15 protein-coding genes and 1 other annotated feature are annotated in these 14,619 nt (G+C 33.8%); of the genes, 10 read left to right on the top strand and 5 right to left on the bottom strand.

Annotation, left to right across the window (positions count from 1 at the left end; translation table 11 throughout):
• Positions 1-60 precede the first annotated feature (60 nt).
• Positions 61-855: a hypothetical protein gene (locus tag DOK76_RS12355; protein ID WP_206968216.1), complete on the bottom strand. Its 795-nt coding sequence runs from the start codon at positions 853-855 to the stop codon at positions 61-63.
• 92 nt (positions 856-947) lie between these two features.
• Positions 948-1,592: a pentapeptide repeat-containing protein gene (locus DOK76_RS12350; protein ID WP_206968214.1), complete on the bottom strand. Its 645-nt coding sequence runs from the start codon at positions 1,590-1,592 to the stop codon at positions 948-950.
• Positions 1,593-1,709: 117 nt separating this feature from the next.
• Positions 1,710-1,846: a sequence feature (ribosomal protein L20 leader region), on the top strand.
• A 21-nt stretch (positions 1,847-1,867) separates the two neighbouring features.
• On the opposite strand from DOK76_RS12350, the gene infC reads away from it, so the two are divergent.
• The 7 genes from infC to DOK76_RS12315 all read left to right on the top strand — a co-directional run bounded on the left by infC (position 1,868) and on the right by DOK76_RS12315 (position 6,179).
• Positions 1,868-2,389, top strand: a complete 522-nt coding sequence (gene infC / locus DOK76_RS12345) for a translation initiation factor IF-3 (protein WP_206968212.1) — start codon at positions 1,868-1,870, stop codon at positions 2,387-2,389.
• Between the two features lie 24 nt (positions 2,390-2,413).
• Entirely contained in the window at positions 2,414-2,614 is a 201-nt protein-coding gene (gene rpmI, locus DOK76_RS12340; protein ID WP_114288907.1) for a 50S ribosomal protein L35, read from the top strand.
• Between the two features lie 69 nt (positions 2,615-2,683).
• On the top strand, positions 2,684-3,043 hold the full coding sequence (gene rplT, locus DOK76_RS12335) for a 50S ribosomal protein L20 (protein WP_206968210.1): 360 nt from the start codon (positions 2,684-2,686) through the stop codon (positions 3,041-3,043).
• Between the two features lie 170 nt (positions 3,044-3,213).
• The gene (locus DOK76_RS12330) at positions 3,214-3,669 is read left to right on the top strand and encodes a hypothetical protein (RefSeq protein WP_370590135.1); all 456 of its coding nucleotides are present in this window, start codon (positions 3,214-3,216) and stop codon (positions 3,667-3,669) included.
• 248 nt (positions 3,670-3,917) lie between these two features.
• Positions 3,918-4,649 (top strand): methionine ABC transporter ATP-binding protein, encoded by a 732-nt coding sequence (locus tag DOK76_RS12325; protein WP_206968208.1) that lies wholly within the window; start codon positions 3,918-3,920, stop codon positions 4,647-4,649.
• On the top strand, positions 4,646-5,332 hold the full coding sequence (locus DOK76_RS12320; protein ID WP_206968205.1) for a methionine ABC transporter permease: 687 nt from the start codon (positions 4,646-4,648) through the stop codon (positions 5,330-5,332). Before DOK76_RS12325 ends, DOK76_RS12320 begins: the two co-directional genes overlap by 4 nt.
• Before the next feature lie 13 nt (positions 5,333-5,345).
• Positions 5,346-6,179 carry a MetQ/NlpA family ABC transporter substrate-binding protein gene (locus tag DOK76_RS12315; RefSeq protein WP_206968203.1) on the top strand — a complete coding sequence of 278 codons (834 nt, stop codon included), beginning with the start codon at positions 5,346-5,348 and terminating at the stop codon, positions 6,177-6,179.
• Between the two features lie 38 nt (positions 6,180-6,217).
• Here the strand turns inward: DOK76_RS12315 and DOK76_RS12310 are convergent, their stop codons facing one another.
• Entirely contained in the window at positions 6,218-7,030 is an 813-nt protein-coding gene (locus DOK76_RS12310; RefSeq protein ID WP_206968202.1) for an AraC family transcriptional regulator, read from the bottom strand.
• A 110-nt stretch (positions 7,031-7,140) separates the two neighbouring features.
• On the opposite strand from DOK76_RS12310, the gene DOK76_RS12305 reads away from it, so the two are divergent.
• Entirely contained in the window at positions 7,141-8,907 is a 1,767-nt protein-coding gene (locus tag DOK76_RS12305) for a glycoside hydrolase family 35 protein (protein ID WP_206968199.1), read from the top strand.
• 52 nt (positions 8,908-8,959) lie between these two features.
• On the opposite strand, the gene DOK76_RS12300 is transcribed toward DOK76_RS12305, so the two are convergent.
• Entirely contained in the window at positions 8,960-10,660 is a 1,701-nt protein-coding gene (locus tag DOK76_RS12300; RefSeq protein WP_206968198.1) for a sensor histidine kinase, read from the bottom strand.
• Positions 10,657-12,168, bottom strand: coding sequence for a response regulator (locus DOK76_RS12295; protein ID WP_206968196.1), 1,512 nt, complete (start codon positions 12,166-12,168; stop codon positions 10,657-10,659). The genes DOK76_RS12300 and DOK76_RS12295 overlap by 4 nt, the downstream gene beginning before the upstream one ends.
• 215 nt (positions 12,169-12,383) lie before the next feature.
• Here DOK76_RS12295 and DOK76_RS12290 point away from each other — a divergent pair, with 215 nt between their 5' ends.
• Together DOK76_RS12290 and DOK76_RS12285 are read left to right on the top strand one after the other, a co-directional pair.
• The gene (locus tag DOK76_RS12290; protein WP_206968194.1) at positions 12,384-13,682 is read left to right on the top strand and encodes an ABC transporter substrate-binding protein; all 1,299 of its coding nucleotides are present in this window, start codon (positions 12,384-12,386) and stop codon (positions 13,680-13,682) included.
• Between the two features lie 60 nt (positions 13,683-13,742).
• The gene (locus tag DOK76_RS12285; RefSeq protein ID WP_206968193.1) at positions 13,743-14,618 is read left to right on the top strand and encodes a carbohydrate ABC transporter permease; all 876 of its coding nucleotides are present in this window, start codon (positions 13,743-13,745) and stop codon (positions 14,616-14,618) included.
• Position 14,619 lies beyond the last annotated feature (1 nt).

The following is a 14,619-nucleotide window of genomic DNA, read 5'->3' as shown; positions in this document are numbered from 1 at the left end:
TATGAGTAACTAGTTTGTCTTCAATCTGAAAGGTTGGAAGAATCTTCTTCCAACCTTTTTTTAGTCAACAACTGTCCATTCATTTAATGTTTTGCTATTTTGATCAATCATTTCTAACCAACTATTTGTTCCAGCAAAATAGAGGAATAGACCAACTTCATTAACACTTTTTAGTAGGATATCTTCTGTTGTCACAAAGTTCTTAAATTTATCACTGTTCTCTGAACGGATTTTATCCCCCATTTTTGCAGAAAAGCCAACGGAGCCGTCTTTATTTAACGGAGCTTCTGCCATCATAGTAGCCCCTTTTTTAATGAGCATTTGATTACGTTTAATCCATCTAACGGTGGCTAAACTATCTCTTGTGTCAATAAAAAAGTCTATTTCACTGACTTCTTTTGTCCATTTATGACGAGCTTTAGCTGGTTTTGCTTTTTTAATGACAAGAGCTTCAAAAGGGTGTCCAGTATTTTCAAGAATTAAAAAAAGAGCTTCTTGTATGTTAGTAAGCTGTTGAGTGATATTAGTAGGAACGTTGGTCTCTGCTCCCGATAGAAGAACTACACCTTTTTCCAGGGCAATGTTAATGAGAGAACGCTGCAAATAAATGCTATCGATATCAGTAGGAATAGTGATACTAACTAAGGTAGTAAAAGTAGGTGTTTCTAAAGATAAGAGTTCTGTTTGTGAACCAATAAAAATCAAAGCTTGATCGAGGTATAAAAGATAAGTAGCATTAGGATCAAGTTTTTTAGGAATATTTTTTGTTTTAATAAGAGACAGTGTTGTTTCAAGTGGTTCAATGGTAATGTGCGTTTTATTTTTTGCAAAAGTGACTTGGGTCGTTAATGGCATAAATTTGCCTCCTTAAAATGTTCAATCAATTAATGATGCATTGATTGTAAAAAAGATTGGTTAGAAAGTAAATCAAAAACTCTTATCATTCATTACCTAGGTTCATCTAAAACCAGACCTAAAGTCATACCAACAATAATGGCTTGCTCATAGTTAACAATAAAGCCTCTGATTAGATCAGGAGAAAGACTTAGTTGTTCAAATTGGCATGAAGAGAGATTGAGTTTATTTAGTTTTGTACCAATCCAATTAGTTTTATTTAGCTCACATTGATAAAGCTCTAAATGAGTCCACTTGATTTCACTAAATTCAGATTCGTTTAATTGACAGTCGTTAAAAACAACACGTTTTAGTTGGCTAAAATTAAATGAGGCATAATTAATCGTGCAATCGACAAATTGACAATTTTGTAGGAGAGCTTCAGCAAAATTAGCACCTGTTAGTTTACAGTTCTTAAAAATAGTTCGGTGAAACGCACCACCAATCCATTCTACATTTGAGAAGTCACAAGATTCAAATAAACAATCGACACACTCGAAACGATTAAAGGTATGACCAGAAACACTGACTTTTTTGAAGTGGCTTTTTTCAAATACAATACTTTGGTAACTGTCACTAGGATAAGTAATGTCTTGTACCAAGTTATGTTTGATGACTAATTCATCTTCTAAGTAGTCGGGTAATATTTCCTCTAGTTGTTGACTAATAATAGGTAATTCAATTTTAAAATTAGGCAAAAGCTATTCCTCCTTAATATCTAATTAGTTGTATTGAGCATAGCATAGCTCTTGATGAAAATAAATGAAGAAAAGAGTTGCATTTTTCATATCACCTTGCTATAATAAATGAGTTGAGAAATTAAGAAGAAGCACCCGCTTCTCGCCTGAGTGATATTTATGACTGGGCTAGATAGAAAATTTTCCTTTTACGAGGATAATTGTTTAGGTGCGGGCTCTTTTAAATTTTAAAAGACTCGTTTTTTTCGTTTTTTCTCTAAAAATTTTGGAGGTGAATGACCATAGCAAAAGATATTATGGTAAACGACGGCATTCGTGCAAAAGAAGTACGTTTAATTTCAGCTGACGGCGAACAGTTAGGTGTTAAAAGTAAAGTTGAAGCATTGAGAATTGCTGAAAGTGCAAACTTAGACTTAGTTTTAGTAGCACCAAATGTAAAACCACCCGTTGCTAAAGTAATGGACCACGGTAAATTCCGTTTTGAACAACAGAAAAAAGAACGCGAAGCCCGTAAAAAACAAAAAGTGATCAATGTTAAAGAAGTACGTTTAAGCCCAACAATCGACGTAAATGATTTTAATACAAAACTTCGTAACGCACGTAAATTCCTTGAAAAAGGTGATAAAGTGAAAGCTTCAATCCGTTTCAAAGGTCGTGCGATTACTCATAAAGAAATTGGTCAGAACGTCTTAAACCGTTTAGCTGATGAAACTGCTGATATTGCAACAGTAGAACAAAAAGCTAAAATGGATGGCAGAAGTATGTTTTTAGTACTTGCGCCAAAAGCAGATAAGTAACAAGAATTTGAGGAGGAAATCAAAATGCCAAAAATGAAAACTCACCGCGGACTAGCTAAACGTGTTAAGCGTACTGGTGGTGGCGGATTAAAAAGATACCGTGCGTTTACAAGTCACCGTTTCCACGGAAAAACTAAAAAACAACGTCGTCAATTACGTCGTCCAAGAATGGTATCAAAAGGCGACTACAAACGTATCCGTCAACAATTGACAGGAATGAGATAAGCTTTTTAGTTTTTTGATAATGACTAAAAACTTCAACAAATTTAATCGTAAACTCAAGGAGGAATTATCATGGCACGTGTAAAAGGTGGAACAGTAACCCGCAAACGTCGTAAAAAGGTGCTTAAGTTAGCTAAAGGCTACTATGGCTCAAAACATACATTATTCAAAACAGCAAAAGAACAAGTAATGAGATCTCATACTTATGCATTTAGAGACCGTAAACAAACTAAACGTAACTTCCGTAAATTATGGATCGCTCGTATTAACGCTGGCGCTCGTATGAACGGTTTAAGCTACAGCAAAATGATGCACGGTTTAAAATTAGCTGAAATCGATATTAACCGTAAAATGTTATCTGAATTAGCTATCCATGACGCAGTGGCTTTCACAGCTCTTGCTGATCAAGCTAAAGCAGCTTTAGCTAAATAATCAAATTCTTAGTTGTATATCAACGTTCGTACCCACTCATTTGAGTGGGTATTTTTTGGTTTTAAAGGAATAATAATTAGAGGATTGTTTTATAGTAGACAAAAAATGAATAAATGTATGGAAATAGATAAGGGTTCGGTGTTATACTATATGTAAAAGGAGGGTTTAAAATGAAGATGTGTCCAGAATGTTATAGTAATAAAGATCGAGTGACGCCAATGTATGGACCAAGTGATTGTTTAAGCAAACACACTCAATACATTTGTGGGACGTGTGGTCGATGTATTTGTATAGAAAAAGATGCTAGAAGAAATTTGTACCGCTGGAATTTCCCTTTTAAATCCTTAGAATCAGCTATTTATTACATTAGAACAGCCGAATATGTGCTGAAAGAACCTTGCTCTGTTTATGAAATTAAGTTGGACAAGGAACGTAAGGCATATAAAATATTTGCGACTAAAGCAGAGTTAGTAGCCTATTTAAAAAAAGATAAAAATAAAAAAAGTAACAAAGTTCCTGTTTTTCAAACAAACAAATATCAAGAATATCCTGGTACTGAAGTCAGAAAGCTAACTCAAGATGAGATGATTTCTTACATGATAGGACAAAAAAATGAGCCTAAATAGGTTTATTTTTTTTGTTCAAAACAAAGTAGATAAAACAATATTGTATTAAAAATATTTGTGAAAAAGGTTATCTAAATCAATTAGAAAGCGTATAACAACAAGGATAGAGTAGATTTGTTATATTACTAAAAAATAGTCAGAAAATTTAAAAAGAACGAGAATAGTTTGCTTATATTAGAAAATTTAATAGAATGGGGTTTGTGCAAGGGACGCCTTGTTTAAAATTTAAACTCTTAGGGTGACAAATAATGATTCAGTTAGACAACATATCAAAAGAATTTACACAAAAAAATCATCAGGTAATGGCGCTAACAGATATTACCTTAGAAATAAAAGCAAACGAGTTTTTTGGATTAGTCGGTGTTAGTGGTTCTGGTAAATCAACATTGTTGCGTCTAGTCAATGGTTTGGAAGAGACGACTAGTGGTACGATTAAAATTAATCAAGAAGAATTGACTAAGCAGATGACGAAAAAGAAACGTGACATGATTCAGAAAATCAGTATGGTTTTTCAGCAGTTTAATTTACTGCAAAATCTAACGGTTCAAAAAAACGTTGAACTACCTTTAAAAGTACAAGGAAAATCAGACGGAAAGATAGTTTCTGATATGCTCGATTTTGTAGGCATGACTGAGCATAAACATAAATATCCCAGTCAATTAAGTGGTGGTCAAAAACAGCGAGTGGCTATTGCGAGAGCTCTAACAACTAGACCGAAAATCTTGTTATGTGATGAACCGACTTCAGCTTTAGATGAGCATAACGGACATGAAGTAATGAAGCTATTAAAAAAAGCTCAAACAGAATTCGGAACGACGATTGTATTTGTTAGTCATGAATTAGAAGTAATCAAACGTTGGTGTGACCGAGCAGCTATTATGGAATCTGGTAAGATACTTTCAATCGTGACTGTTAATAAATCAGATCATATAGAAGATACAACTAGTTACGTTGAAAAGGCAGTGAGGTATTTATCATGAGTGACATTATACTAAAAATAAGTTCTTATCAAACAGAAATTATGACAGCTCTTTCTCAGACCTTGGTTATGATTATTATTTCGATGACAGCAGCTTTAGTCATTGGTTTACCAATGGGAACCATTATGTATCTGAAGGCGATTAATTACTATAAAAGTAAAAAAATGACAGTTGTTAGTCAGGTCATCAATTTATACGTTGATATTATTCGTTCCTTTCCATTTTTATTGTTTGTCGTTTCAATTATCCCCTTTACCCGTTTTGTATTAGGAACGTCATTTGGTACCATGGCAGCAGCGTTCCCTCTCTGTTTTGTAGCCATTGCGAATTACGCTCGCATGTCTGAGCAGGCATTATTAGATGTACCAAGAGAAACGATTGAACTAGCCAAATCATTAGGAACAACTACAAGACAATTAGTGTTTAACTTTTTATATGTTGAAGCAAGATCAAGCCTTGTGTTAAGTTTTACTACAGTGACAATTGGAATGGTTTCTTATTCTACGATTATGGGTGTTGTAGGTGGAGGCGGTATTGGAGACTTTGCTATACGCTACGGCTACCAAACTTATGAATATGAAATCATGTATACAACCATTATTGTTATGATTATCAGTGTTATTTTGATTCAAAAAACTGGCACATTATTAGCCAATTATTTAGATAAACGAAAAATATTTTAAGGAGTTTTGTTAAATGAAAAAGAGAAGTAAAGTGTTATTAAGCTTATTAGGAATTAGTTTGTTATTAGCAGGATGTGGCGCTAAAAAAGAGGCTACTAAAGAATCATCAGCACCAAAAGAAGATAAAGTTATTAAGGTAGCAACAGCTTTAGATTCAAGTGAAAAAATCCTTGATATTGCTAACAAAGAAGCTGAAAAAGAAGGCTACAAAATTGAAGTGGTTCGTGTAAATGACAACGTTCAATACAATAAATTATTAAACGACAAAGAAGTAGACGCTAACTTCTCACAACATGGTCCATACATGGAAGAATTTAATAAAGCTAATAATGGTAATTTAGTTATTGCTCAAAAAGTCTATGATGCAAGAGTTGGTTTTTACTCAAAAGATTACAAAAAGATTGAGGATATCCCAGATAATGGAAAAGTAGCAATTCCAAATGACGCTTCTAATCAAGGTCGTGCCTTAGCGATTCTTGATGAAAAAGGATTAATCAAGTTAAAAGAGGGCGTTGGTTTTAACGGAACAGTTAAAGATATTGTTGAGAATCCAAAGCATTTTGAATTCATTGAAATTGATTTGTTAAACTTAGCTTCTGCTTATGACGAAAAAGGCATTGTCTTAGTTTACAACTACCCTACTTACTTAACAAAAATTGGTTTAACACCTGAAGATGCTCTATTTTTAGAGAAACCAAACGATAACCATTATGCGATTAGTGTTGCAGCTAGAGAAGATAACATCGACTCAGAAAAAATTAAAGTCTTAAAAAAATCTGTTGCTAGTGATGCTGTCCGTAATTACTTAAAAGAAGAACATGGCGAATCATTAGTTCCATCATTTTAATCAAAAAAACTGTGAATCCTTATGGGGTCACAGTTTTTTTATGGTAAGAAATGAAGTTGACGAAATTCTTTTGGTGTTAGTTGAGTTTGTTGCTTAAATAATAAAGAGAATTGACTAGGTGATTGAAAACCTGTTTGATGGGCAATAGATTGAATGGACAACTCTTTTCGGTTAATTAATAACTCCTTGGCTTTATTTATGCGAAAACTAAGCAAGTATTGGTAAGGACTTGTTTGAACAAACTGTTTAAATAGACGATTTAAGTACTGGGGTGAAATAAATAATTTTTCAGCTAATTGGTTAATAGAAATAATTTCTGCATAATGTGTTTCGATTTCTTTTATGGTGGGCGCTACATAGGCTTTAAAAGCTGGGTGATTAGAATGAGAATAATGACTCGCTTCTTGACTAAGTTGCAGGAAGAATTCATAGCATAATTGAGAGAGCTTAAATGAGTTTAATTCAGTTTGGCTAAACATAGTAATCATTCGATTGATATGATGAGAGAATGAAAAAAAGTCATGATCAGTGACTAAAATAGGTAGATTAGTTTGCAACAGATGATCAAAAGCAGGAGCCAATGTGCCCTCAAAAGTTGCAAAATTAACAACCCATTCGCCTTCTGGAAAGTACTCATGAGGCATGAAAGCAGGGATAAGAATACCGTGACCAGTTGTTAATAGGTAGTCGTGCTGATTGATTTTGATTCGACCACTTCCTTTTTCGGTTTGTAACCAGTGGTAATAAGGGTAACCGTTTATACGCCGAACAGGTGGTTGAAGCCACTGATTACCTATGCTTTCTAGGGTGATAGGTAAGGGCTGAATGGCTAAGTGAAAATAAACAGGCATGAGGGACCTCCTTGTTTCTTAATCTTATAGTTTTGAGTTTAACATATGATACTTTAAAAGGGAAAAATTGTTTATACTGAATTCAAATAGAAAGAAGAGGAGTAGAAAACATGACGCATAATACGTTTGAAGTTAAAGATGACTTTTATTTAGACAATGAACCATTTAAGATTATTTCTGGCTCTATTCATTATTTTCGAGTTGTTCCTGAGTACTGGCAAGATCGACTTGAAAAATTAAAAGCTATGGGGTGTAACACAGTAGAAACTTATGTTCCTTGGAATTTTCATGAGTTTCATGAAGGGGAGTTTAATTTTGAAAAAGGATTAGATTTAAGAAGGTTTATTCAGTTAGCTAAAGAGTTAGACTTATTGGTTATTTTAAGACCATCTCCTTATATTTGTGCCGAGTGGGAATACGGAGGATTACCTTATTGGTTGTTAAAAGACCCAGCGATTAAAGTTAGATTCAATCATCCTAGTTTTATGGATAAGATTGATCGTTACTTTGACAAATTGTTTAAAGAAGTAGTGGATTTACAAATCACGCAAGGTGGTCCGATTATTTTAATGCAAGTTGAAAATGAATATGGAGGCTTTGCTAATGATAAAGGCTATCTCTTGAAGATGGCAGAATTAATGAGAAAACATGGAGTAGAAGTTCCTTTAGTAACGTCAGACGGACCGTGGGGAGACATGCTTGAAAATGGTTCGATTTCAGAAATAGCTTTACCAACGATGAATTGTGGGTCAAAAGTAACAGAGTATTTTAAACGTTTAAGCGACTTTCATGGTGAAAAGAAACCGCTCATGGTCATGGAATTTTGGATTGGCTGGTTTGATGCATGGGGAGATGACAAGCATCATACCACAGAAGTAGCCGATGCTGTTTTTGAGTTAGAGTGTATTCTAAAAGAAGGCTCAGTGAATTTTTATATGTTCCATGGAGGGACAAACTTTGGCTTCACGAGTGGGGCAAACTATTACGAAAAATTAGCTCCGGATGTGACAAGTTATGATTATGATGCACCTTTAACAGAGTGGGGTGACATAACACCTAAATACGAAGCCTTTAAACAAGTTATTTCAACTTACAGAGACATCCCTTCTGTCGAGTTTTCAACGCCTATTATAAAAAAAGCATATGGGACACTACAAGCAACAGAAAAAACTTCTCTCTTTAATAATTTGGACTATATTGGAAAGAAAACAACTCATAACTTTCCCTTGTCCATGGAGCAACTCAACCAAGGAACAGGCTACGTGTTTTATAAGAGTGATATAGGTAAAAACAGAGAAATTGAAGATTTTCGTTTAATTGGTTGTAACGACAGAGCACAAGTTTACATTAATCAAGAGCATTTAGTGACTCAATATGATAAAGAAATAGAAACCAATTATCCATTTATATTAACAAACAACTCTAATGAATTAGGTATTTTAGTAGAAAACATGGGACGGGTTAATTACTCTGTTAAAATGAATTACCAAGAAAAAGGGATTAAAGATGGTGTCGTGATAAATGGTGCCTTCCAAAGTGATTGGGAGATGTATTCACTACCCATGGATAACCTAGATCAACTTGATTTTTCAGAAGAATGGCAAGAAAATCAACCAGGTTTTTATCGATTTGAATGGGAAGTCACAGAAATTGGAGATACCTTCTTAGATGTGTCAGGCTGGTCAAAAGGTTTCGTAGTGGTTAATGGTTTCAACATTGGACGCTTCTGGGATCAAGGACCACAAGGAAGACTCTATATTCCAGGGCCACTATTGAAGCAAGGTGTGAATGAATTAATTGTATTTGAATCAGAAGGAAAATCGGGTTCAGACATTCAATTAGTTGCAGAACCATTACTAGATATTAATAATAGATAAGAATAAGCCTCAAAGCACACTGAGTTAGTGCTTTGAGGCTTATTTTTTTTGATTAATCAACGTAATAAGGTAGTAAAATTGTAATGCTAGTACCAACACCAGGAGTAGAATCAATGCTTAAAGTATAAGTTTCCCCGTAGAGTAGTTGAATGCGTTCCTTGATGTTAGTTAACCCAATTCCTGAATAATGAAGTGACTTAGATTCAGTGGCATCTAAGTCCGAATCCGTTTGAAAGCCAATGCCGTTATCGATAATTTCAATAAGTAAAATTTCTTTTGTATGGCGAGCAAATAGTTGGATATAGCCTTCTTGCTCATTTGGAAAGGCGTGTAGATAAGCATTTTCGATGATTGGCTGAATAATCATTTTAGGTACAAGAGCCTGTTGGCAATCTTCTTCGATAGAATGAATGACAGAAATACGATCACCGTATCGTAAGTTTAGAATAGCAATATAAGATTCAATACCTTGGAGTTCATGCTCTAAAGGTATAAACTCTTTTTTGTTACTAAGAGTATGACGCAAGAGTTGAATGAAACTATCCATTGCTTCAATGGCTTTCTCATTTTCGTTTTGCCAAATAAGGAATTTAATGGCTGTCAACGTGTTGTAAATAAAATGAGGTTGAATTTGAAGTTGGAGGGAGTTAATTTCGATTAAGCGTTTATCTTCTTCTGTTTGAATGATGTGAGCAAAGTAACCTTCCAAATCTTGTAGCATTAAATTATATGCTTTACCTAATTCCCTTGTTTCATAGGTCCCTGCAATATCAACTTGATTAGAAAAATCACCTTGAGTTACAGCAGGTAAGTGATCAATCAGTTGGTAGATAGGATCTGTGGTTCGTTTGATAATGAAAAAAGCAAGGAGACTAACTAAAAGGATGGCTAAAATGGCAATCAAGATGGTTGGTTTAAGCAAATTCATATTGGCAACAAGGTGTTGAATATTAATCGCATTATACAAAGTAAAATGATAAGAGTACAAAGGTGTTTCAGTGAGCTCTTTGTTATTTGAGTGAATAAACTCATCAGAAAGAGTTAATCCTAGTTCATTTTTTTGATTAGAAGAGATGATTTGATTGGCGTCATTAACTACATAAATCGTATGAAGTTCATCGTTTAATAGCTCTTCATAAATTGAGGCGAAGTGATTTTCTGAAACAAATATTAAAGCGTAACCAAAGACCTTCTCATTAGAGGTTAGCTTTCTCAAATAGAGTAATCCAGACTGATTTTTTGTAGCTGTTGTAGGTCCAGATGCTTGATAAAAATATTGACTAATGGCTCTACTTTCGTTAATTTTTTCCACAAGCGGACTAGACAAAAAGGATTCAGCAGACTGATTTTTTATGCCACTATTTTGGACAAAAGTAGTCCCGTTAACGCCAATTAGAATCAAGTTGGAAGGGGTATCTTCAAAAATAGAGCGAGTTGATTGCATTTGTTTGGTAAACTCAACAATTGTCCCACTGTGATCATTTTTAGTGGTTAAATAATCTTCTACTACCTGACTGTTATCAACCAAATCAAACATGCGATTGATATTGTCATTTAGAGTGTCATAGTCTTTCTGAATTTTATCCATCAATATTTGATTGGAGGCTTTATAAGAATCGATGTAACTATTTTTAGAGCGCTCAATTACAAGGGACAAGGTCAAGAAACAGACCAAAATGACAAATAAGATAACAACTGATAAAAGCTTGAAAAACAATTCGTTTGAATGAAGCCAATTTTTTATTTTTTTCATAGTTGGTTCTCCCGGCGGTATTTAGAAGGGCTACTGCCGTAATATTTTTTAAACTGTCGAGAAAAATAACTGAGGTCAGAATAACCACATTGGTTAGCGATTTCTGATAGATTTAAGTCCGATGTTAACAGTAGTTCTTTGGCAGCTTTTAATCGAACGGTATTAAGGTAGTCAGAAAAATTGGTATTAAAGTGATGTGAAAAAAAGCTAGATAGATAGGAATAGCTAAAATGAAAAGTTTCTGCAAGCATAGCCAAAGAAAGATCTGACGCATAATGATGTTCGATATAACGAGTGATGTTGTGAAGTAGTTCGTTTTCATGAGTGATACCAACTTCTTTTGTATTGATAGCAATATTGATTCGCTCAATCATACTAAGAATGAAAATGGAAAAATCTTCTAAGTAAATAAGCTGACCCACAGTAAATAGAAACTCTTGTTTTAGTTGTTGTAAGTCATCTTTTTTGTCATAAGCATCAATTAAAGTAGAGAAGAGAGTGTAAAAAATACTACTTGCTTGTTGTCTTAAAACAGTGGGTTTGGGTAAATCAATAATAACATCATTAAAATAGTCTTCAATTCGAGTAAGCCCTAGTTGATAGTCGTTATCTAGTAGGGAACGTAGATACTTTTTAGTATCGAATTGCTCTGTTGAAGTGAGGCTTAAAAAATCTTCTTCTGTAATAAAGGTATGTTGCTTAAAATAAAAACGTTGTTCTTTTGCTTCTGATTTTAATTGATGAAGTTTTTCTTTTAGCTCATTTATCTCCCTAATAGGCGAACTCAAGACAAAGAAAGTTGTAGGTTCAACCATTCGTAGAGAGTGTAGTTTTTCAGCTACTTTTAACTTAATTTCTGAATAGGGTAAAGAGCTAGAAAAAATGATACCGTATTCATTTTTTTCGATTAAGTAAGGTAGCATGTTATTAAATAAAGATGATTCTAAAGTCTGAATGACTTGTTCTTTAGTATGGTACCAGAGTAAATTTGTATATAAAATATAGTGATTGTCTTCCTTAAAATAAGTAGTGAGTCCGTCATAGTTAGTATCTGAGTAGCCTGCTAACAACCGATTAAGTTGTTGTGATAATAAGTCTTGTTCTGATAATTTTTTTTCAGTCTTCGTTATTTGATGAGACAGTTGAGTTAAACTAGTCAATAGACTTTCTTTTGTTAGTGTTGGTTTTAGTAAGTAGTCAACAGCACCATTCTTGAAGGACTGAGAGACATAAGGAAAATCATCAAAGCTACTAAGAACTAAAAAATGAATCTCTGGGTATTGTCTTTGGATAATATTAGAAAGTTTCAATCCATCTAGCTCTGGCATGATAAGATCAGTGATAACAATATCAGGTTGCTGCTCCTTAATCTTTTCCAAAGCATCTAAGCCATTTTCAGCTTCACCCATAATATGAAACCCATATTCCTCCCAAGGTAATAGTAATTTCAGTCCATCACGAATACTTTTTTCATCATCAACTAATAAAATTGTTATTAAATTTGTCATGTGTTTTCGCCCTCATTTTTTCAGTAACTTATCTCAAGTATATCTATTAAAGGGTAAATGTAAATTAAAATTAATTAGGTCCGTCTGTTAAGTTTGTGAGATTTGGATTATTTTTATATATTTGAAAAAATTTTAGGACTCCATCACAATCTATTGTTAGCGCTTACCTTAAGAGGTATAGTTTGATTATAAATAAAACGAAAGAGGGAAATAACATGAAAAAGTTTCTAAGTGCCGCTTTAATTACACTGACAGCGTTAACGCTTGTGGCTTGTGGAGGCAATAAAACAGGCAAAACAGAAGATACAGGGAAAAAAGATAAAGCTAATACTGTAACAGTTTGGGCTTGGGATGAGACATTCAATATTAAAGCCGTTGAAGAAGCGAAAAAATTCTATAAAAATGAAGATGTGAAAGTTGATGTTGTGACAATGTCACAAGATGACATTGTTCAAAAGTTAAATACAAGTTTAGCTTCAGGAAACACAGATGGTTTACCTAATATTGTTTTAATTGAAGATTATCGTATACAAGGTTACTTATCTTCTTATCCAGATGCCTTTGCAGAATTAAATGACATTGTTAAAGAAGATAATTTCTCTTCTTACAAATTTGCTGTGAACAAAGTAGATGATAAGATTTATGGTGTGCCATTTGATAGTGGTGTAGCAGGCGTTTATTACCGCCGTGACTATTTAGAACAAGCTGGCTATAAATCAGAAGATTTAGAAAATATCAATTGGGAAGAATTAATTGAAATTGGTAGAAAAGTAAAAGAAAAAACAGGACATCCTTTGATGCATATGAATCCGAGTGATTTAGGATTAACAAGAATCATTATGCAATCAACTGGTAAATGGTACACAGATGAAACTGGTAAAAAAGTAACGCTTAAAGGAAATGAAGCTCTTGAGTATGCCTTAAACGTCCAAGCAACGATTCTTAAAGAAGGTTTAGCAGAACAAGTATCTGACTGGGATGGCGGTGTTAATGCAGTTCAATCAGGAAATGTAGCTAGTGCAATCATGGGTTGTTGGTTCTCAAGTACGATTCAAGGAGCAAAAGATCAATCAGGTAAATGGGGGGTCGCACCAATTCCAGTTATTAAAGATGACACAAACTCAAAACACACATCAAGTATTGGTGGTGGTGGTTGGTATGTCATTAAAGGTGTCGAAGGCGAAGACAATGCCAAAGATTTCTTAAAACAAACATTTGCAACAAATGTTGAATTAATGGATACATTAGCTAAAGAAATTGGTTTAGTAAGTACCTTAAAAGAAGCAAGTAAATCACCAATCTATCAAGAAGGTATTGAGTTTTATGGTGGACAAAAAGTGTTTGAAGACTTCTCTAAATGGTCTGCTGATGTTATCAATGTAAACTACGGTAAAGATACTTATGCCATTGAATCTGTCTTAACAGAAAGCTTACAACAAATTGTTGATGGTAAAAAAATATCAGATGTACTAGAAGGTGCTCAAAAACAAGCTGAAGATCAATTAGCAAATTAAAAAAGATTGTCCAGTGGAGAGCGAAAAACTCTCCACTTTCATTTTTTAGGAGGGGAAACAATGAAAAATAAAAAAAAATATAGTCTATTTGCTAGTGGAAATGGTTTTATTGCCCTACCAGTCATTATGATAACTATCCTAGTGTTTGTCCCAATGGTCATGGCACTAGTTACCTCATTTAAATCTGGTCCACCTACTAATATGACTTTTAATGGATTTGGTAATTATCAACGTATGCTAAGTGACGCGACTTTTAAAAAAGCATTCTTTAATACCTTTTTATATCTAATCATTCAAGTACCACTTATGCTATTTTTAGCCTTAGTTTTTTCTCATATTCTTAATGATAAAAAACTAAAGTACAAAGGATTATTTAGAACAGCTCTTTTCTTACCTTGTATTACCTCACTAGTTTCCTACTCATTAATTATGAAAAGTCTGTTCTCAGCCACTGGATTAGTGAATAAACTTCTAATGAATAGCCATATGATTGTTGAACCTATCCAATGGTTAACAGATCCATTTTGGGCAAAAGTACTGATTATTATTTCAATTACTTGGCGTTGGACAGGGTATAACATGATTTTCTTTATTTCAGGTATGCAAAACATTGATCCTGAAATGTATGAAGCCGCTGATATTGATGGTGCTAGTAAAACGCAACAGTTCTTCAAAATCACGATACCTAATTTAAAACCTGTTATTTTGTTTACAACAATCACCTCAACAATTGGAACACTTCAATTATTCGATGAAGTTCAAAATATTACTAAGGGAGGTCCAGCTAACGCGACGACAACTCTTTCTCAATATATCTATAATTTGAGCTTTAAATTCACACCAAACTTTGGCTATGCTGCGGCAGTTTCTTTTGTCATAGTTGTATGCATTGTCATTCTAACCATTATTCAGAAAAAAATAGCAGGAGATGACTAAC

The sequence above is a fragment of the Candidatus Vagococcus giribetii genome (assembly GCF_017316185.1).
GTDB lineage: Bacteria > Bacillota > Bacilli > Lactobacillales > Vagococcaceae > Vagococcus > Vagococcus giribetii.
Note: the sequence above shows the minus strand (reverse complement) of the source record. Positions and strands in the feature narration are given on the sequence as shown.